Below are 19203 nucleotides of genomic sequence, written 5' to 3' on the forward strand. Positions count from 1 at the left end.
GAGCATCACCATGTCCCGGAAACTGCTCGTCGCGGGCGCGCTCGGCGCCGCGTTCCTGCTGGCCGCCTGCGGCTCGTCCCCCTCTTCGACACCGGCGGCCGGCTCGTCCGGTCCGACCACCGTGAAGCTGATGGTCGGCGGGATGAACAAGCAGATCTACCTGCCCGCCAAACTCACCGAAGCCCTCGGCTACTTCAAGGAACAGGGCCTCGACGTCCAGCTCTCCGACGAACCCGCCGGCGTCGACGCCGAAACGGCCATGCTCGCCGGCCAGGTCGACGGCGTCGTCGGGTTCTACGACCACACGATCGACCTGCAGGGCAAGCGAAAGCCGGCCGAGTCGGTCGTCCAGCTGCTGCAGGTTCCCGGTGAGGTCGAGCTGTGCCGCAGCGACGTGGCCGGGCAGATCCATTCCCCCGCCGACTGGAAGGGCCGCAACCTCGGCGTCACGGGGCTCGGTTCGTCGACGAACTTCCTCACGAAGTACCTCGCCGTCCGCAATGGACTCCAGGCCGCCGACGTCCACTCGGTCGGCGTCGAGGCGGGCACCACGTTCATCGCGGCCATGCAGCACAAGTCCATCGACTGCGGCATGACCACCGAACCGACGATCTCGGCCCTGCTGAGCTCCGGTCAGGCCCAGGTGCTCGTCGACATGCGCACCGCGGACGGCGCCACCAAGGCCCTCGGCGGCGTGTACCCGGCGTCGGCGGTCTACATGCAGACGTCCTATGTGGATTCGCACCAGGACGTCGTGCAGAAGCTCGTCAACGCGTTCGTGAAGACCATGCACTACATCGCCAAGAACTCGGCCGACCAGATCGCCGCCCAGATGCCGCCGGACTACTACGCCGGTATCGGCCGCGCCGCCTACGTCAAGGCGTTGGCCGACGAGAAGGGCATCTACACGCCGGACGGGATCATGCCGCAGAACGGACCGCAGACCGTGCTGAACGTGCTGTCGTCGTTCGACCCGAACGTCAAGGGGCACACCATCGACCTCGGCAAGACGTTCACGACGGAGTTCGCCCAGAAGGCCAACCAGACGCAGAAGTGAACCCGCAGGGCCGCGATCAGCTGGTCGCCGGACCGGGACCCGGACCGGCGACCAGCTCGGCGCAGTCATGGTCGAATCAGGGACCGGGCGCCTCGAGGCGATATCCGTACCCACGGACCGTGGTGATCGCGGGGGCCACAGCCGGGTCCGCGGCGGCATCGGCGAGTTTGCGGCGCAACGTCACGATGTGGACGTCCAACGTTTTGGTCGACCCCTGCCAGTGGGTGTCCCACACGTCCGCCATCAGGGTGTCCCGGCTGATGGCCGCGCCGGGTTCCTGGGCCAGCCGGTGCAGCAGGTCGAATTCCTTGGGCCGCAACGCGACCTCGTCGCCGCACAGCGTCACCCGGCGGGCCGCCACCTGCACGACCAGTTCGCCCACGCGCAACGGCGCCACGTTCGACGACGTGCCCCGGCGCAGGTGCGCGTGCAGCCGCGCCAGCAGTTCACGCAAGCGGAGCGGCTTCGTCAGGTAGTCGTCCGCACCGACCTCGAGCCCGACGACGACGTCCATCTCCTGCGTCCGCGCCGTGATCATGATGATCAGGGCGTTCGGGGTGACTCCCCGCGCGCGACGGCACACCTCGATGCCGTCCAGGTCCGGCAGGCCCAGGTCGAGGAGGACGACGTCGTAGTCGTCGATCTGCATCCGGCGCAGCGCGTCGCCGCCCGTGCGCGACCACATGACGTCGTAGTCGTGCATGCGCAACGCGGACTCGAGCAGGCTCCCGATGGTTTCATCGTCTTCGACGAGGAGAACTGCGGCCATGACGAATTCTATCCGGTTTCCGATCATGGCGACCGGATTTAGCAGAACGCTAACCTTCGCCGCGAGGAAATGGCTTCCTGCCGGGCAGAATCGAGGTCATGCGCAGACGCATCATTCTGCTCGCCGTCGCCGCCGCCCTGCTGGCCACCACGCTCTTCGGAGCACCGCTGGCCGTCGGCGTCGCGAACTATTTCGCGCAGGACGAGCGCACGGAACTCGAGCGCGCCGCCGACGCGGCCGCCTTGTCGATCGCCGACGACGTCCTCACCCACGCCAGCCTGCCGCAGTTCCCGGGACCCGAAGAGGGCACCACCGGTTTGTACACCGCCGGCGGGACCCTCGTCACCGGCCAGGGGCCGAGCGTGGGCGACGCCGTCGTGCAACAGGCCCAGGGAGGCGAGGTCGCGACCGGGGACGTCGGCGCGGACCTGGTGGTCGCGGTGCCGATCCTGCACGACTCCGTGCTGCAGGGCATCGTGCGCGCGTCGACGCCGCACACCGAGTGGTACCAGAAGGTCGCGGTCTCCTGGCTCGCGATGGCCGGGCTGGCCGTCGCCGCGCTCGCGGTGACCTGGCTGCTCGCCGCGCGGCTCGCCGCCCGGGTCGCCGGGCCGCTCGAGCACCTGTCCGGCGCGGCCGCCCGGCTCGGGGCCGGCGACTTCACCGTCCGGGCGCCGGTCAGCGGGATCGGCGAGATCGACCAGGTCGCGGAGGCGCTGGACCGGGCCGCGGTCCGGATCGGGGACGCCCTGGACCGCCAGCGCGCGCTGGCCGCGGACGCGTCGCACCAGCTGCGGACGCCCTTGGCCGGGCTTCGTCTGCAGCTCGAATCCGCCCTCGATCCGCCCGGTCAGGACCTCGAATCGGCGGTGGCGGCCGCGCTCACCACGATGGACCGGATGGAGACCACGATCGACGACCTGGTCGCGCTCGCCGGTCGTCCTCCCGAGGGCCGCGGGGTGATCGACCCCGAGGGCCTGCTGCGCGATGTCGTGGCCGGCTGGAGCGGGTTGCTCGCCGACCAGGACCGCCGCTTGCGGATCGACCGCCAGACGGCGAGCCGGCCGAGAGCGGCCGAAGCCGCGGTGCGGCAGATCCTCGGCGTCCTGCTCGACAACGCGGTCATCCACGGCCGGGGAACCGTCACCATCACGACCCGCGACCACGGCGACGCCTTCGTCATCGACGTCGCGGACGAGGGACGCGACAGCGCCGACGTGCCGAACATGTTCACCCGCGGCCACAGCGGCACCGGCGGTTCGGGCATCGGCCTGGCCCTGGCCCGGGACCTGGCCGAGGCCGAAGGAGGGCGGCTGCGGCTCGGCAGCGCGGCGCCCACGACGTTCACCTTGCTGCTGCCTTCGGCCCGGTCAGCGCACCCGCTCGCGCGGTGACCGCGAAGAAGTCACGCTGGTCCGCCGCGAGGTAGCGGTCGGCCGCGGTCGGCATGTCCTGGGTCAGCGTCTTCGGCGGCGAGCCGGCGAGGTCCGGCCGGAACAGGTTGGCGCTGACCATGCCGCCGTGGATGTCCAGTTCCATGCCGCGGACCGCCCCCGCGGTCGACAGCGCGCCCGCGAGCGCGGTCAGGGTGAGCTGGTTCCCCGCGACGTAGAGCAGCCTGCCTCGCGCGTCGACGCCCACCCCGGAGCGCCAGGTGAACTGGAACTGGTTCTTCGCGCTGCCCCACTGCCCGGCCGGGTTGCCGGACAGCCCCGGCACGGACTTCCCGCCGTCGACGATCAGCTCCAGGTTCTGCCGCACCGCCGCGATGTCCGGGGTCATGCGGGCGTCGCGGCCCCACAGCGCGACGGTCGCCACCCCGGCCTTGTCGATGACCAGGGAAGCCAGTCCGTCCTTGAGCGGGATCCCGGTCCGGCCGTCGGCGTAGAACCCGCCCGGGGTGTCGCGGAACTTGAAGCCCGAGTTGAAGGTCGCCAGCAGTGCCGAGCGCAGGGTGCTGGGGACGCGGGCGCCCTCGGGCCAGTGCCCGCCCGGCTCCTTGGTCCCGGCGATCAGGTGCAGGCCGGTCCATTTCTGGTCGAACGCCACCACTGCGGCCACCACGCTGGCGTGGTCGGGATCGGGCCGGACGAACGTCGTGTAGTCCGCGGGCTGCCCGCCGGCCATCCGGGCACCCGGCACCCACACCCCTTCCCCGTGCGGGGCACCGGGCCGGGTGGGCAGCGCTGCGGGCGCGTTCGCCGTGTCGCCCGGCTTCGGCGGCGCGACGGGCACCGGGAGCGCGTTCGCGTCGGGCGCGCCGTCGGCCGGCGGATGCCGGGTGTAGTACCAGTTCTCCAGCGCGTTCACGACGGGACCGGCACCCATCTCCCGCGCCCAGTCCGCCGTCCGCGCGGCGAACGTCGCCGCGCCGGGTGCGGTCAGGGCCTGAACATAGGTGACGGCCGGGTACAGGAGCAGCAGCAGGAAAACGATCAGCGTGCGCCGCAAGCGCTTTCGGCGGCGGTTGACCGGTGGCCGGGAAAAGCGCGGGTTTCCGGGTTGACCGGCGAGATCGACCATAGGTCACGGTAACGATCCCGCGGTTCGAGCCGGTCCATCGAATTGCTAGCGAACGGCTAAGGGCGGTCGCGCGTTTCACGACGGCTGCGGCGGAGTTCGAGCGCGAGCGGAATGAGCGAGACGATGACGACGAGCGCGATGATCGGCAGCAGGTACTGGTCGATGCCGGGAATGCTGGAGCCGAGGACGTAGCCGGCGAGGGTGACGCCGACCGCCCACAGGAGCCCGCCCAGGACCTGCCAGATCGTGAACGTCCGCGCGGGCACCGCGAGGATGCCGGCGAGCGGGTTCAGCACCGTCCGCACGACCGGGACGAACCGCGCCAGGACGATGGCCTTGGCGTGCCCGTACTTGCCGAAGAGCTCTTCCGCTCGCGCCATGCCGCGGTGCAGGTGCGGATTGCGTGATTTGGCGAGCAGCGCGCGTCCGCCGCGCCTGCCGAGCAGGAACCCGGTCTGCGCGCCGAGCAGGGCTCCGCCGACGGCCGCGACGAGCACGGCCGGGAGGGAAAGGTGCACGGTCGCGGTGGCGCTGGTCGTGCAGAACAGGCCCGCGGTGAACAGCAGGGAGTCGCCGGGCAGGAAGAACCCGATCAGCAGGCCGGTCTCGGCGAACAGGACGAGGAAGACCCCCGCCGTGCCGAGGCTGGCCAGCCACGACGTCGCGCTCAACGGGTTCATGGGCCACCTTTCTTCGACATCGATGTAGTAGTTCTACACCTATGTCGTTTTTGGCTGCCACCCGCCTCGCTCGCACTCGCGGTCCCACAGGCGGGCTCGATGCCTGTCGAGCCCGCGGCGAAACAGCAGGTAGACCCCGCCGAGCACGAGGAGCGCGACGCTCTCCCAGACGACCCCGCCGAGGATCGCCGTGGTGAACGCCTCGGCGCCGGTGAGCGGGGGCGCCACCTGCGCGCCCGCCTGGTCGACCCACACCTGGACGTGCTGCGGCAGCGCCGGGCCCGCGCCGACTTCGACGACGCCTCGCCGGACCTGGCCGTGCGGCGCGGGCCAGGTGGCCGTCACCGGCGTGAGTTCGCCGCCCGCCGGCTCGGCACCGGCCGGCACCGGGAGGTCCGGCCGCAAGGTCGCGACCACCTGGTGCCGGGCCCGCGCGTCCGCCGCGACGGAGGCGGCCAGCCGGTCGTGGTCGGCCACGACGTGCACGCAGACGATCGCGACCGAGACGACGGCGAGCAGGCCCACCGCGAGAATGAGCAGGCCTTCCAGCCGGTCGGACCCGCGCGCGGATCGCGCGAACACCGGCTTGAGCAGCCGGACGCGCCGCCCAACGGCGTTCGACCTTCGCGAGGTACCCATGACCCCAGGGTGCGCCGCCACACCCGGACCGCGCAGCGTCGTTAACCGCGCGCTTGCCCGGCGCTGGCAGACGCTTGCCGAGAACCGCCGCCAGACCGCCTGCACCGTGGGCGTCGCCAAGGCCCGGTACGCACGGACCCACCGGCGAGGAGGAAGCGTTCTCTTGCACCGACCTCTCCGGGCCAAAGTGGACAGTGCCGCGCGCGCAGTCCACCCGCGGCAACAATTATCCCGCCGATTCCGTTATTTGATCTCACGGAAAGATCCGAAATCGATGTCTCGCACCACGGATCCATGAAGTGACTATTCGTCACGAATTGTGCATCTGGTCACCTGGTCCGAAGTGTGGGACGGTGGGCAGGTTCGGTCGGGGTTGGCGAATGTGATCGCTTACGATGGGAGCTGCCGAATGTCCGGTTTTCTGCGGGGTTCATCGGGTCGGATCGGCGTTGTGGCCGCGGTTGCCGCGCTCGTCGCCGGGTTCACGACGGCGCAGGCCGCTGCCGCGCCGGAGGGGGGTGGGGGTCCGGTCGGCTGCGTCGACCGGGTCAACAATACGGCGAGCAAACTGGTGCCCTGCATCAGAACCGACGATCTCTGGCACCACATGCGGGTTTTCCAGGCGATCGCCAACGCCCACCCGGGTCCGGACGGCCACCCGTCGCGCAATTCCGGCGAACCGGGCTACAAGGCATCGGCGGACTACGTCGCGCGGACGATGCGCCAAGCCGGTTACGACGTCACGATCCAAACCTACAAGTTCTTCTACTTCGCCTACACGGCATTACCCGTGTTCAGGGAAGTGTCGCCGACGGCACACGACTACACCGTCGTCACCGACTGGAACCCCGGCCAGGCCACCGGGTCCACCACCGCCGCCCTGCAGCCCGCGGGCGGCATCGTCGTCCCGCCGACACCGGCACCCAGCTCCGCCAGCGGCTGCACGGCGGCCGACTTCACCGGGTTCGTCCCGGGCCGCATCGCCCTGATCCAGCGCGGCACCTGCCCCTTCGGCGTCAAGGTCCAGAACGCCCAGGCCGCCGGCGCGACCGGCGTCGTCATCTTCAACGAAGGCAACCCGGGACGGACGGCCGTGCTCAACGGCAGTCTGACCGACGCCGCCGGCAACCGGATCGTCCCGACGATCCCCGTCTCGTTCACCTCGTTCGCCACCGGCCAGGACCTGCTCGGCCAGTACACCGCGGCCGTCCAGGGCGGGACGGCTCCACCGACGCTCACCCTCGCCGTCCAAGCGGTCGTCAACCCCAACGCCGACGACTACAACGTCATCGCCGAATCGAAGGGCGGCGACCCGAACCACGTCGTGGTCGTCGACGCGCACCTCGACGCCATCTACGGCGCCGGCATGCTGGACAACGGCTCCGGCTCCGCGACGATCCTCGACATCGCCCAGATGATGCACAAGGTCAAGCCGCGCAACAAACTGCGGTTCATCTGGTTCGGCGGCGAGGAGCTCGGCCTGCTCGGCTCGGCCTTCTACGTCAACAACCTCAGCCCCGCCGAGCTGTCCAAGATCGGCTACGACCTCGACGCCGACGTGACCGCGACCCCCAACTACGTCGTCGGCGTCCTCGACCCGGCCGGCGTCGACCTGTTCTCCCGCACCGTCTCGACACAGTTCCCACCGCAGGTGTACGAACCGTCGAAGGTCGCCAGGGACCAGGGCATCGGCTACTTCACCTCCATCGGGAAGAAGAACATCCTGTTCTCCCCCGTCGGCACCGACGCGTTCTCCTTCAACCAGGCCGGGATCCCCGCGAGCGGAGTGCTGACCGGACAGGACTGCTGCAAGCTCCAGTCCGACGTCGACCTGTTCGGCGGGTTCACGGGCAACTTCGAAGGAACCGTCCCCGGCACCGACGGCGGCTGCGTCGACAACCCCTTCCGCTGGTGCGACAACCTCGCCAACAACGATCCCAAGGTCATGACCTTCGTATCCCGCGGCTTCGCCACCATGGTGGTCGACATGGCCTTCGACACGACCGTGCTGTCCTCGGGCGGCAAGCCAGCCCCCAAGCCCGCGTTGGCGGCGCAGGCGGCACCGGGCGCCGCGGTCCGGTAGCCCGGGCTTCCGGGTGTCGACGAACTGTCGACGGATTGTCGACCGCCTTTGAGAGCGTGGTTCCGGTTCGGTGAACCGGGGTGACGCGGCTCGAGGGAGGTCCCGGTATGAGGTTCGGCATGCTGGGGCCCCTGGAGGTGTGGGACGGCGACGAGCGGCTGAGCCTCGGCGGGCCCCAGCAGCGGGCGTTGTTCGCGGTGCTGCTGCTGAACGCGAACGCCGTGGTCTCGGCCGACCGGCTGATCGACCACCTGTGGGGCGAGCGGCCGCCGGACTCGGCGCGGCGGCTGCTGAAGGGGTGCATCGCCGGGCTGCGCAAGGCCTTGCGGGTCGGGCGCACCGACCGGCTGCTGACCCGGCCGCCCGGCTACCTCCTGGAGGTGCGGCCCGGCGAACGCGACCTCGACCGGTTCGACGAGCTGGCCGAGGCGGCGGGGAACGTGCCCGACAACCCGTCCGTACAGGCCGCCGCGCTGCGCGAGGCCCTGGCGTGCTGGCGCGGGCCCGCGCTCGACGGGCTGGACTCGGCCGCCTGCCGGGCGGAGGCGGCCCGGCTGGACGAGCGCCGGCTTTCGGTGCTCGAGGAGCGCGTCGACCTCGACCTGCGGCTCGGGCGCTGCGCCGAGCTCGCCGCCGAACTGCAGGCGCTCGTCCGGCAGCACCCGCTGCGGGAACGCCTGTGGGCCCAGCTGATGCTGGCCCTGCACGGCGCCGGGCGCCAGAGCGACGCACTCGCGGTGTACCAGCGGATCCGGCGCAACCTGGTGGAGCAGCTCGGGGTCGAGCCGGGCGCGACGCTCCGGCAGGCGCACCGCGTCGTGCTGGCCGGCACCCCGGAACCGGCGCCGCGGCCCGCGGCCCGCACGAGGGCGCGGCCGGTGCCCGCTCAGCTGCCCGCGGAGGTCGCGGCCTTCACCGCGCGCGACGCCGAACTGGCGAAGCTCACGCGGCTGCTCACCACACCCCGGTCGGCGGCCGTGCCGATCGTCGCCGTGCTCGGCACCGCGGGCGTCGGGAAGACCGCGTTCACCCTCCGCTGGGCGCACTCGGTGCGCGACCGGTTCCCGGACGGCCAGCTGTACGTGAACCTGCGTGGCTACGACCCCGGCCCGCCGTTGCCGGCGTCGGCCGCCCTGGGCGGATTCCTGACCGCGCTGGGGGTTTCCGGCGCGGACCTCCCCGGCGACGCGGACGGCCGGGCCGCCCGCTTCCGCACCGAGGTCGCGGGCCGGCGGCTGCTGGTCGTCCTCGACAACGCGGCCTCGGTCGAGCAGGTCGGCCCGCTGCTGCCCGGCACGTCGTCGTGCGCCGTTGTGGTGACGAGCCGGAACACCCTGCCGGGCCTGGTCGTCCTGCACGGCGCACGCCGGCTCGAACTGACCCCGCTGCCCGCCGAAGACGCGAGGACGTTGCTGCGCACCCTGATCGGCGAGCGCGTCGACGAGGATCCCCCGGCCGCGGCGGCCCTCGCCGCGCACTGCGCGCGGCTGCCGCTCGCCCTGCGGGTCGCCGCCGAGCTCGCCACCGCCCACCCGGACGAGAAGCTCGCCGAGCTGGCCGGCGCCCTCGACGACGAGCGGCTGCGCCTGGACCACCTGGCGGCCGGCGGCGATCCGCGGGCGGGCGTGCGGGCGGCGTTCTCCTGGTCGTACCGCCGTCTCCCGCCGGCCGCGGCCCGCGCGTTCCGCCTGGCCGCGCGGCACCCCGAACTCGACGCCGAGACGCTGGCCGCACTGACCGGCGGCGGCGCCTGCGCGGCCCGGCGCACCCTCGACGTGCTCGCGGGTGAGCACCTGATCGAGGCCGGCGGGCACGGCCGGTACGTCATGCACAGCCTGCTTCGCGACTACGCCGCGACGCTGGCCGACGCCGAAGAGCCGTTCCCACCGGTTGCCCACCATCCGGCGACCCGCGTGCCGCAGCGTGGGACCGCGGCCGCCGAAGCCGCTCAGCCACGGAGAAACCATGACCACGACAGCCGTTCCGTCCCTGCGTGACCACCTGCGGGTGACGCTGCCGAGAATCGCGCCCGTGCTGTTGTCGCCGACGGCGGCCGACCGCATCGCCACGGGGGCGGCCGCGTTCCCGCCCGCCGCGTGCATGGTGGAGTGCCACCTCGGCGCCGAAGGCCCGCGGGCCGACTTCCTCATCCGCATCCTCCGGTCCGAGGCGGGCGCGTTGACGGCCGCGGACCGCGGTACCACCGCCGCCGCCCCGAAAACCTGGGCCCGGCTGCGGGATTTCGGCCGCCGCTGGGCCGCGCCGGGCTCGCCGCTCGCCGCGTTCGCCCAGTCGTGGCTCGAGTTCGACCTGCCCCGGCCGCACACCGGGAGCGCGCTGCCCGCGCCGTCGTTCTTCGCCGACGTGGACCCGGCCGTCGCGGGCACCGTCGATCCGGCCGCGGCCGCGGGTGCGGCGCTCGCGGTGCTGCGCCAGGGATCCGTCGCGCCCGCGGTGCTCACGACGATCGCCACCTGCGTCGGCGAGTTGCCGGCCGCGGCTCGCTGGCTCTCGCTCGGCGTGATGTCCGGCCGGCCGGGCGACGCGGTCCGGGTCTGCGTGGCCGACCTGCGGGCCGACGAAGTACCGGCCTACCTGGACCGCATCGGCTGGACCGGCTCGGCCGCGCAGCTGCGCGCGATCCGCCGCGGCCTCGACGGGTTCACCCCGCTCGCCACCCTGGCGCTGGACGTCGGCACGTCGGTGCGGCCACGGCTCGGGATCGAGTACAACCTCGAAGCCCGCCGGAGCCTGCACGACAGCGCGGCCCGGTGGCGGCCGTTCCTGGACCGGCTCGTCGAGGACGGGCTGTGCGCCCGGCACAAGCGCGATCCGCTGCTGGCCTGCATCGGGTTCGACCACGAGCGCGTCGACGAGGAGAGCTGGCCGGCCGGCCTGCGCGCCGCGTCCGACCGGCACGGCCCGAACGTGCTCAGCGTGCTGGTGCGCAAGCTCGTGCACATCAAGGTGGTCTTCGAGCCCGGGCGCCCGGTGGAAGCCAAGGCGTACCTCGAGCTGACCCACGACTGGCTGACCTTCGACCCGGCCACCGGCCGGGCCCGGCTCACCCCCTCCCCCGACGAACCAGGAGCCTGACCGTGCAGACCGACACGTGGTACCGCGGGTTGTCGCTGGCCGAACGGCTGCCCGCCGGGGCGCCGGCGGACCCGGCGCGCGGAGACCGGCGGCTGGCGCGGTGGCGGCGGCAGCGGCCGTTCGACGAGGACGGCCGGCTCGCCACCCGGCTCGCGGCGGACGGGATCACCGAGGCGGACCTCGCCGCCGTGCTCGGCGAGGACGACGCCGCGCTGCGGGCCCGGCTGGCCCGGCCCGCCTGGCTGGCCGACGTCGCCGCGTTCGCCGAGCCGGTGCCCCCCGGCGACGGGGCGGACGGGTTCCTCGTCCTGGCCGAACCCCTGGTGCGGCGCGCTTGTGCCGAAGTGACGGCGGTCGCGGGCGAGCTGGCCGCCTCGGGCGGTCCGGTCGATCCCGCCCGTGCCGCGGACCTGGTGCGCGCGCAGGTGGTGCCGACCCTGCCGGGGATGGTCGAGCGGACGCTGGCGCTGGAGCTGAACGTGGCGCGCCTGCGCGGGGAGACCGGCGGGGAAACGCCACGAGAGCGGTACCTCAGCTTCGTGCGGCGCCTGCGCGAGCCGGCCACCGTCGGGGCGTTGTTCGCCGAGTACCCGCTGCTCGGGCGGCTCCTGGCCGAGCACGTGCGGCAGCAGACCGCGGTGCACGTCGAGTTCCTGCGCCGGCTCACCGAGGACTGGGCGGACATCCGGCGGACCTTCGCCCCGGACGACGATCCCGGCTTTCTGTCCACTATGGACGCCAACCTGGGCGATCGGCACCGCGGCGGCCGCGCGGTGCTGGTCGCGGGGTTCACCGGCGGGCTCCGGCTGGCGTACAAGCCGAAGTCGCTCGCGGTGGACGTGCACTTCCAGCAGCTGCTCCGGTGGCTCGGTACCAAGGTGCCCGGGCTGGACCTGCGGACGCTCGCGGTGCTGGACCGGGGCGAGTACGGCTGGACCGAGTTCTGCGCGCGGACCGAGTGCCGGACGAAGGACGAGGTGGCGCGGTTCTACCGCAGGCTGGGCGCGCACCTGGCGCTGATGTACGGGCTCGGCGGCACGGACATGCACTACGAGAACCTCGTCGCCGCGGGCGAGCACCCGGTGGTCGTCGACCTCGAGTCGTTGTTCCAGCCCAACATGGCGGTCCAGTCGGCGGTCCCGCTCGGCGGGCCGACGGCGTCGCTGGACTCGGTGCTGCGGGTCGGCCTGCTGCCGCAGCGGTCCTGGGGCCACACCGGCGCCCCCGGCGTGGACATGTCCGGGCTCGGCTACCAGGAGAACCAGCTTTCGCCGCGCGCTTCGCAGTACTGGGCCGACACCGGGACCGACCGGATGCGCAGTGACCGCAAGCGCATGACGACCTCCGACGGGCACAACCGGCCCGCGTTGCTCGACGGCGAAATCGACGTGCTCGACTACGCCGACGACCTGATCGACGGGTTCCGGGACACCTACCGGGGCCTCCAGGAGCACCGCGCGGAGCTGCTCGCCGGCGACGGCCCGCTGGCGCGGTTCGCGGCCGACGAAATCCGGGTCATCGTGCGCCCCACCCACATCTACAGCCTGCTGCTGCGCGAGAGCTTCCACCCCGACGTCCTGCGCGACGGCCTCGACCGGGACCGGTTCTTCGACAAGCTGTGGGTGTCGGTCGGCGATTTCCCCTACCTCACCAGGGTGATCGCCGCCGAGCGCGCCGACCTCTGGCGCGGCGACGTGCCGGTGTTCTCGACCCGGCCGGACTCGGTCGACGTCTGGACCAGCACGGGCGAGCGGGTGCCCGGCTTCCTGGAGCGCCCGAGCATGGAGGTGGCCCGCGAGCGCATCGAGCGGCTCTCCGACGCCGATCTCGACTGGCAGACCTGGATCGTCCGCGGCTCGCTCACCTCGCTCGCCATGGGCGACGGGACCGCCGCTCCCGCGACCTACGGCGGTCAGCTCGTGCCCGGCATCGCCGGCGCGGCCGACTACCTGGCCGCGGCGAAAGCCGTCGGCAACCGGCTGGAGAAGCTCGCCGTGCGGCGCGGCGACGACCTGTACTGGCTCGGCCTCACCGCGTTCCAGGAGCAGTACTGGGACCTGACCGCACTCGACGTAGACCTGTACGGCGGCGTCTCGGGCATCGCCTTGTTCCTCGCCTACCTCGGCCGGGCCACCGGCGAAAACCGGTACACCGCGCTGGCCGAGGGCGGGCTGTCGACCGTGCGGCGGCTGACCGCCCGGGGCAGCGCGCACACCACTCAGCTCGGCGCGTTCTCCGGGCTGGGCAGCCCCATCCACCTGCTCACGCACCTCGGCGTCCTGTGGGACCGGCCGGAGCTGCTCGACGAAGCCGTGGACCTGGCGGCCGGGGTGACCGGGCTGGTCGGTGACGACGTCCAGCTGGACGTGCTGGGCGGGGCGGCCGGCTGCGTCGGCGCGCTGGCCGCGTTGCACCGGCACCGCCCGGACCCGGCACTCCTCGCCGCCGTCGGGCGCTGCGGTGACCACCTGCTGGCCACCGCCCTCCCCCAGGCGGCCGGCGCGCTGGGGTGGCGGACGCCGCTGGCGGACCGGCCGCTGACCGGGTTCGCCCACGGCGCGGCCGGCATCGGCTGGGCCCTCGCGATCGCCGCCGAGCTGACCGGGCAGCGCCGGTTCGCCGACGCGGCGGACCGCGCGCTGGCCTACGAGCGCACGCTTTTCCAGCCGGAGCGGGGAAACTGGCCGGACCTGCGGGCCGAGGCCGCCCCGTCGGCGTGCATGACCGCGTGGTGCCACGGCGCCGTCGGGATCGGCCTCGGCCGGCTGGCGCTGCCCGGCACCACCGGCCCGGAGGTGACCGCGGAGATCGCCGCCGCGACGACGACGGCGCTCGCCACCGGCTTCGGCGCCAGCCACAGCCTGTGCCACGGCGACTTCGGCAGTCTCGACCTCCTGCTGGCGGCCGGGCACCCCGACGCGGCCGACCGCGGCGCCGCCGTCCTCGCGGACATCGACCGGCACGGCTGGCGCTGCGGCGTCCCGACCGGCGCGGAGACACCCGGGCTGATGACGGGGCTCGCGGGTATCGGTTACGGCCTGCTGCGCGCCGCCGACCCGGGGCACGTCCCGTCCGTGCTCAGCCTCGACCCTCCTCGCCCTTAGGAGTCCCGCGATGGCCGGCACCGCCGCCCCGGCACACACCCCATCCGTGCCCGACCTCGAACCCCACCGCCTCTAGGAGCCCCGCGATGGCCATCCCGCTGTCCGTGCTCGACCTCGCCCTCCTCGGCACCCGGGCCAGCAGCGCCGACGCGCTGCGGGGCACCACCGAGGTCGCCCGCCGCGCCGACGAGCTCGGCTACCACCGCTTCTGGGTGGCCGAGCACCACAACTCGCGCAGTGTCGCCAGCACTTCGCCCGCGGTGCTGATCGCGCATCTGGCCGCCGCGACGTCGCGGATTCGCGTCGGGTCCGGCGGGGTGATGCTGCCCAACCACCCCGCGCTCGTGGTCGCCGAGCAGTTCGCGATGCTGGAGGCGTTGCACCCCGGGCGCATCGACCTCGGCATCGGCCGGGCGCCCGGTACCGACCCGGCGACGGCGTCGGCCCTGCGCCGCGCCCCGGCCGCCCTGACCGACGCGGAGTTCCCCCGGTACCTGCAGGACTTGCTGGGCCTGCTCGGCGACCCGCGGACGAGCGAAGGCATCTGGGACCGCTTCGCCGCCACCCCGGCAGCACGCACCTCGCCCGGCGTCGTGCTGCTCGGGTCGAGCGACTTCAGCGCCCGGCTCGCGGGCCGGCTCGGCCTGCCCTACGCCTACGCCCACCACTTCAGCACCGGCGCCACCCTGCCCGCGCTGCGGCTCTACCGCGAGACGTTCACGCCGTCGGCCGTCCTCGCCGAGCCGTACGCGATCGTGACGATCAACGTCCTCACCGCGGACAGCGACGACGAAGCCGCCTGGCTGGCGGCCCCGCACCGGGTCCGGGTGCTGGAGATGCTGACCGGCCGGTCCGAGCTGCTGCTGCTCACCCCGGAAGCCGCGGCGGCGCACCCGCACCTGGACAAGGCCCGGCGGCTGCCGATCAACCTGATCACCGGCGCGCCGGACACGGTGACGGCCAGGCTGGCGGCGCTGGCGGAGCAGACCGCGGCGGACGAGCTGATGGTGCTCACCGAGTCGGCCGACGTCGCCACCCGGCTGCGGAGCTTCGAACTGCTGGCGCGGGCCTGGTCGCCGGCGGCCGAAGTCCTTGCCGGGTAGGGGAATCGGGCGTCACACCGCGGTGGCGCCGTCCGGTTCGTACTCGATGAAGCCGGGGTTGAGGATCCCCGCCGGGTCGTAGCGGTGCTTCAGCTCGTTCACCTTCGGCCACTCGGTGCCGAAGTGCAGGCGCCAGCGGGGCAGGTCGAGGTGCACCCACGTGGCCAGGTGCCGGGTTCCGCCCAGCTCCAGCGCCAGATCGCTGATCCGGCTCAGCAGCGCGAGCGCGGGCGGCAGCTTCGCGACGGCCACCCGGGGGAAGAGCCCGACCATGATCAGCCCGGCTTCGCCGTCCGGCACGCGGAGCATCGGCGTGGCCGTCACGGCTCGCCGGGCGGGCCACAGCACCACGGCGTCGGCTCCGGCGAGCAGGCCGTGCAGGCGGCGCCGGCACACCGTCAGGAACGCCTGCGCCCGGGACCACGGCAGGTACGCCACCAGCCAGGGCTGGGCGACGCCCGGAACGGGCGGCACCTCACCGGCCCGGGGGCGGGCCAGGAACGTCGCCGCCGGCTGGTCGGCCGGTGGTTCCCGGCGGCCCACCAGACCGGTCACCGGGCACCGCGACGGCGCGGTCGCGGCGTCGTCGACCTCGAGCGTGGCCAGCACCCGGTGGCGCCAGGTGCCGTCGGGCGCGGCCTCGATGGTGGACTCGAGGCTGGTCACCGGCGTGCCGGGGGCCACCAGGCGCCGCAGGTCGCCGAGCATCTCCTCGGCCGTCTCGTAGTGCAGCGGGTACGTCCTGGCGACCGGGCGGTACTCCCGGAGCCGGTGCTCCACCCCGGTGATCACCGCGAACTGCCCCATCCCGGCGAGCACGTGCCCGAACAGGTCCGGGTGGGTTTCCGGATCACACCGCACCCGCTCGCCGGCCCCGGTCACGACGTCGAGTGCCGTGCAGTTGTCCACTTGGGCACCGAAGCGGAACGACGACTCGCCCCAGCTCCCGGCCGAATGGGTGCCGCCGACGGTGACGTGCGGGTAGCTGGTCAGCACCGGCGGCGTGAGCCCGTGCCGGCTCGCTTCGGCGACGACCGCGCGCCACCGGGCACCCGGGCCGGCGCGGAACCGCCGGGCGCCGGGGTCGATCGTCAGGTGGTCCAGGCCGGTGACGTCCAGGACGATGCCACCGTCGTTGGTGGACTGTCCCCGCAGCGAATGGCCGGTTCCCCGGGGCGACACGGGAACGCCGTGCTTCGTCGCGTAGCGCAGGGTGGCCGCGACGTCGCCGGGGCCGTCCGGGCGGACCACCACCGCCGGCCGGCGGTAGACCACCTGGCCGTAGTCGGTCTCGTACGCCGCCAGCGTCGCCGGCTCGTCGGACACCCGGCCCGTGAGCAGCCGGCGCAGGTCCGCGGTGAGGGCCTGATCGGTCATGGGGTGCGCTCCAGCTGGGTCCGCACGAGGCCGGCGTAGTGCCCGCCGAGCTCGAGGAGTTCTTCGTGGCGCCCGGCTTCGACGACCCGGCCCTGGTCGAGCACGAGGATCCGGTCGGCGTTCTGGACGGTGCTGAGCCGGTGGGCGATGACGATCCGGGTGCACGCCAGCGCGCTGAGGTTGTGGTCCACCAAGGCTTCCGTCGCCAGGTCGAGGTGACTGGTCGCCTCGTCGAGCAGCAGGAACGTCGGGGTCGTCGCCAGCGCCCTGGCCAGCGCCAGCCGTTGCCGCTGCCCACCGGACAGGCCGCTGCCGCCCTCGCCGAGCAGCGTCTCGTACCGCATCGGCATCCGCTCGATCTCGTCGTGGATGCCCGCGAGCGTCGCGGCTTCGACGACCTTCTCCAGCGGCATGGCCGGGTCGCCGATCGAGATGTTCGCGCGGATGGACCCGTTGAACAGGAACGGTTCCTGCAGCACGACGCCGAACTGGCGGCGCACCCCGTCGATCCCCAGTTCCGCCAGGGGTTTCCCGTCGTAGCGGATGGTGCCGCCGGTCGGGTGGTACAGGCCGAGCAGCAGCAGCGCCAGCGTGCTCTTGCTGGCGCCGGTTCGGCCGACGAGGGCGATCTTCTCCCCCGGTTCGGCGGTGAACGACACGTCGTGCAGGACGCGCGGGCCGTGCGGGTCGTAGGAGAACGTGACGCCGGACAGCTCCAGCCGGCCGGACAGCCGCACGTCCGGGACCGGGGCCACCGGTTCGGGCTCGGCCTCGATGACGTCGACGATCCGGCGCAGGTGCGCCCCGGCCAGCTGCAGCTGCTGCCCGGTGGTGACCAGGGACGCGAGCGGCGTGAGGAACGCCGTGGCGATCGCGATCAGTGCCAGCATCGTGCCGAGCGGCATCGTCCCGTCGACCACGCTCACCATGCCGACGGTGAGCAGCAGCAGCGGCGCCAGCGTGCGCAACGCCGTCAGGATCGTGTCGACGACCGCCGCGTACTGGTTGCGGCGCAGGGAAAACCCCAGCTCCCGGTGGAACAGGTTCGACCAGAAGTCCAGCACCCGGTCCTCGACGCCGCTGGCCTTCAGCGTGCCGATGCCCTTGAGCAGCTGCACCCCGAAGCTCTGCGACTCGGCCTGCGCCACGAGGTAGCGCTGGGTCAGGTCGCGCAGCGGCCGCGCCGTGACCAGCAGCACCACCACCTGGACGGCGCCGATCCCGAACGCGAGCAGCCCGAACACCCAGCTCTGCGTGGCCAGCACCACGAGGAACACCAGCACGAACCCGCCGTCGAGCACCGCCGACAGTGCCTGGCCGGTGAGCATCTCCCGGATCGCCGCGGAACTGCCCAGCCGCAGGAGGAGATCGCCGCTGGTGCGTTGCGCGAAGAACGTGTACGGCAGGCTCAGCAGGTGGCCGAACAGGCCGAGCATGATCTGCGTGTCGAACCGCCCCTGCAGGTAGATGAGCATCGCCGAGCGCAGGTAGGCGGCCACGAGGTTGGTCAGGACGATGAGCACCGCGCCGACGGCGATGATGCCCAGCACGTCGGTCAGGCGCAGCGGGATGACGTAGTCGACGAGCACCTTGGTGAGCGCGGGGACCGCGAGCGCCGTCGCCTGCAGGACGAGGGACGCGCCGACGACCTGGGCGAGCATCCGCCGCCAGCCGCGCATCCGCAGCACCTGGCGCAGGTACACCGACCACGCCGACTGCCCCGGCCGCCGCCCGGCGAGGGCCGGCCCGGGCGCCACCGTGATCACGACGCCGGTGAACTCGCGGGCGAACTCGTCGTCGCCGACGACCCGGCGGCCGAAGGCCGGGTCGACGATCCGGTAGCCCTTCCGCAGCTTCGCCTCGATGATCACGAAATGGTTGAACGACCAGTGCGCGATCACCGGCAGCTCGAGCCGGGGCAGGGCGGGGAGGTCGAGCGAGAAGACCTTGGTGCGCAGGCCGAACGACCGCGCCGCCTGGACGAGCGCGCGTGCGGTGATCCCGTCCCGCGCCGCGCCGAAGAACTCCCGGCACTCCGAGACCTGCGTGGCGCGGCCGTGGTAGCCGAGCATCATCGCGAGGCACGCCGCGCCGCACTCCGTGGCGCTCAGCTGCAGGAGCACCGGCAGCCTGCGCCCGCGGACCAGCCACCGGGCGACCGCGTGCCACCACCCGGCGCTCATCCGAACACCCCGCCGACCACCGGCAGCCCGGCCAGCACGCTCCGGGACCCGACGCGGACCCGCGCCGGCAGGCGGTCGCCGTCCCGCACCGGGCCGGCGTCGACCCGCGCCACGGCGACCGCCGCCGGATCCGGCAGGCCGGCGGCGGGCACCCCGAACCGGGCCGACAGCCCGGCGGGCGCGAGCGGGGCGGGCTCGTGCTCCACCACGGTGCCGCGGACGTCGCCCTGCTCGAGGACCACGGGTGCCCCGTCGGCCAGCCCGGGGAGATCGGCCCCCGGCAGCGCGACGACGAGCACCACCGGCTCGCCCGGCCGTCCGACGTCCTGACCTGCGACGGCGAACGCACTCCCCGTGTCGTAGGTCGGAACGGGGATCGCGGCGACGACGGCGCTCAGCAGCCCGAGCACCCCCAGCGCGAGCCACAGCCGCCGGAAGACCCGGGGCCGGGCCGCCGGCGGCAGCACCGCCGTCCACCGGCCGTTGCGGTGGTACTCGAGCGCCTGTTCCCGGAAGATCGACCGGTTCTCGGCCATGGGCCTCCCCTCCTCAGCAGGGCCCCGGCCACTTCCGCCGCCGGGGCCCGCAG

At 73.1% G+C, this 19203-nt stretch carries 14 protein-coding genes; 7 read left to right on the plus strand and 7 right to left on the minus strand.

Annotated features, from left to right (window positions below):
• Positions 1-10: 10 nt before the first annotated feature.
• Positions 11-1057, plus strand: coding sequence for a type 2 periplasmic-binding domain-containing protein (locus tag ACYVLJ_RS35200; RefSeq protein ID WP_460441926.1), 1047 nt, complete (start codon positions 11-13; stop codon positions 1055-1057).
• A 76-nt stretch (positions 1058-1133) separates the two neighbouring features.
• Here the strand turns inward: ACYVLJ_RS35200 and ACYVLJ_RS35205 are convergent, their stop codons facing one another.
• Complete coding sequence (locus ACYVLJ_RS35205; protein ID WP_451976875.1) at positions 1134-1826, minus strand: response regulator transcription factor; 693 nt, start codon at positions 1824-1826, stop codon at positions 1134-1136.
• A 98-nt stretch (positions 1827-1924) separates the two neighbouring features.
• On the opposite strand from ACYVLJ_RS35205, the gene ACYVLJ_RS35210 reads away from it, so the two are divergent.
• A complete protein-coding gene (locus ACYVLJ_RS35210; protein ID WP_460441927.1) occupies positions 1925-3220 on the plus strand; it encodes a sensor histidine kinase in 1296 nt (431 codons plus the stop codon).
• On the opposite strand, the gene ACYVLJ_RS35215 is transcribed toward ACYVLJ_RS35210, so the two are convergent.
• The 3 genes from ACYVLJ_RS35215 to ACYVLJ_RS35225 all read right to left on the minus strand — a co-directional run bounded on the left by ACYVLJ_RS35215 (position 3171) and on the right by ACYVLJ_RS35225 (position 5668).
• Positions 3171-4277, minus strand: a complete 1107-nt coding sequence (locus ACYVLJ_RS35215; RefSeq protein ID WP_460441928.1) for a hypothetical protein — start codon at positions 4275-4277, stop codon at positions 3171-3173. The two genes, ACYVLJ_RS35210 and ACYVLJ_RS35215, sit on opposite strands and share 50 nt — an antisense overlap.
• Positions 4278-4405: 128 nt before the next feature.
• Positions 4406-5029: a DedA family protein gene (locus tag ACYVLJ_RS35220; RefSeq protein WP_460441929.1), complete on the minus strand. Its 624-nt coding sequence runs from the start codon at positions 5027-5029 to the stop codon at positions 4406-4408.
• A gap of 39 nt (positions 5030-5068) precedes the next feature.
• Entirely contained in the window at positions 5069-5668 is a 600-nt protein-coding gene (locus tag ACYVLJ_RS35225) for an Rv1733c family protein (RefSeq protein WP_460441930.1), read from the minus strand.
• Positions 5669-6239: 571 nt separating this feature from the next.
• Here ACYVLJ_RS35225 and ACYVLJ_RS35230 point away from each other — a divergent pair.
• The 5 genes from ACYVLJ_RS35230 to ACYVLJ_RS35250 all read left to right on the plus strand — a co-directional run bounded on the left by ACYVLJ_RS35230 (position 6240) and on the right by ACYVLJ_RS35250 (position 15054).
• The gene (locus ACYVLJ_RS35230) at positions 6240-7751 is read left to right on the plus strand and encodes a M28 family peptidase (RefSeq protein WP_460441931.1); all 1512 of its coding nucleotides are present in this window, start codon (positions 6240-6242) and stop codon (positions 7749-7751) included.
• Positions 7752-7858: 107 nt separating this feature from the next.
• Positions 7859-9748 (plus strand): AfsR/SARP family transcriptional regulator, encoded by a 1890-nt coding sequence (locus tag ACYVLJ_RS35235; RefSeq protein WP_460441932.1) that lies wholly within the window; start codon positions 7859-7861, stop codon positions 9746-9748.
• Positions 9717-10847, plus strand: coding sequence for a hypothetical protein (locus ACYVLJ_RS35240; RefSeq protein ID WP_451976854.1), 1131 nt, complete (start codon positions 9717-9719; stop codon positions 10845-10847). The genes ACYVLJ_RS35235 and ACYVLJ_RS35240 overlap by 32 nt, the downstream gene beginning before the upstream one ends.
• 2 nt (positions 10848-10849) lie before the next feature.
• On the plus strand, positions 10850-13951 hold the full coding sequence (locus ACYVLJ_RS35245) for a type 2 lanthipeptide synthetase LanM family protein (protein WP_460441933.1): 3102 nt from the start codon (positions 10850-10852) through the stop codon (positions 13949-13951).
• Positions 13952-14037: 86 nt separating this feature from the next.
• A complete protein-coding gene (locus ACYVLJ_RS35250) occupies positions 14038-15054 on the plus strand; it encodes an LLM class flavin-dependent oxidoreductase (RefSeq protein WP_460441934.1) in 1017 nt (338 codons plus the stop codon).
• A 12-nt stretch (positions 15055-15066) separates the two neighbouring features.
• Here ACYVLJ_RS35250 and ACYVLJ_RS35255 read toward each other — a convergent pair whose 3' ends face one another.
• Genes ACYVLJ_RS35255 through ACYVLJ_RS35265 form a run of 3 tightly spaced genes read right to left on the minus strand, consistent with a single transcriptional unit; the run spans position 15067 to position 19150 of the window.
• Positions 15067-16431 (minus strand): FAD-binding oxidoreductase, encoded by a 1365-nt coding sequence (locus ACYVLJ_RS35255; protein ID WP_460441935.1) that lies wholly within the window; start codon positions 16429-16431, stop codon positions 15067-15069.
• A complete protein-coding gene (locus tag ACYVLJ_RS35260; RefSeq protein ID WP_460441936.1) occupies positions 16428-18614 on the minus strand; it encodes a peptidase domain-containing ABC transporter in 2187 nt (728 codons plus the stop codon). Before ACYVLJ_RS35260 ends, ACYVLJ_RS35255 begins: the two co-directional genes overlap by 4 nt.
• Positions 18611-19150, minus strand: coding sequence for a hypothetical protein (locus ACYVLJ_RS35265; RefSeq protein ID WP_460441937.1), 540 nt, complete (start codon positions 19148-19150; stop codon positions 18611-18613). The genes ACYVLJ_RS35260 and ACYVLJ_RS35265 overlap by 4 nt, the downstream gene beginning before the upstream one ends.
• Between the last annotated feature and the right edge of the window lie 53 nt (positions 19151-19203).

It is taken from the genome of Amycolatopsis stemonae (assembly GCF_054781455.1).

Bases quoted from the DNA above. Each gene is read 5' to 3' on its own strand.
- ACYVLJ_RS35220 (WP_460441929.1), bottom strand. From the start codon at position 5,029: ATGAACCCGTTGAGCGCGACGTCGTGGCTGGCCAGCCTCGGCACGGCG.
- ACYVLJ_RS35240 (WP_451976854.1), top strand. From the start codon at position 9,717: ATGACCACGACAGCCGTTCCGTCCCTGCGTGACCACCTGCGGGTGACG.
- ACYVLJ_RS35225 (WP_460441930.1), bottom strand. From the start codon at position 5,668: ATGGGTACCTCGCGAAGGTCGAACGCCGTTGGGCGGCGCGTCCGGCTG.
- ACYVLJ_RS35260 (WP_460441936.1), bottom strand. From the start codon at position 18,614: ATGAGCGCCGGGTGGTGGCACGCGGTCGCCCGGTGGCTGGTCCGCGGG.
- ACYVLJ_RS35265 (WP_460441937.1), bottom strand. From the start codon at position 19,150: ATGGCCGAGAACCGGTCGATCTTCCGGGAACAGGCGCTCGAGTACCAC.
- ACYVLJ_RS35200 (WP_460441926.1), top strand. From the start codon at position 11: ATGTCCCGGAAACTGCTCGTCGCGGGCGCGCTCGGCGCCGCGTTCCTG.
- ACYVLJ_RS35235 (WP_460441932.1), top strand. From the start codon at position 7,859: ATGAGGTTCGGCATGCTGGGGCCCCTGGAGGTGTGGGACGGCGACGAG.
- ACYVLJ_RS35255 (WP_460441935.1), bottom strand. From the start codon at position 16,431: ATGACCGATCAGGCCCTCACCGCGGACCTGCGCCGGCTGCTCACGGGC.
- ACYVLJ_RS35205 (WP_451976875.1), bottom strand. From the start codon at position 1,826: ATGGCCGCAGTTCTCCTCGTCGAAGACGATGAAACCATCGGGAGCCTG.
- ACYVLJ_RS35250 (WP_460441934.1), top strand. From the start codon at position 14,038: ATGGCCATCCCGCTGTCCGTGCTCGACCTCGCCCTCCTCGGCACCCGG.
- ACYVLJ_RS35210 (WP_460441927.1), top strand. From the start codon at position 1,925: ATGCGCAGACGCATCATTCTGCTCGCCGTCGCCGCCGCCCTGCTGGCC.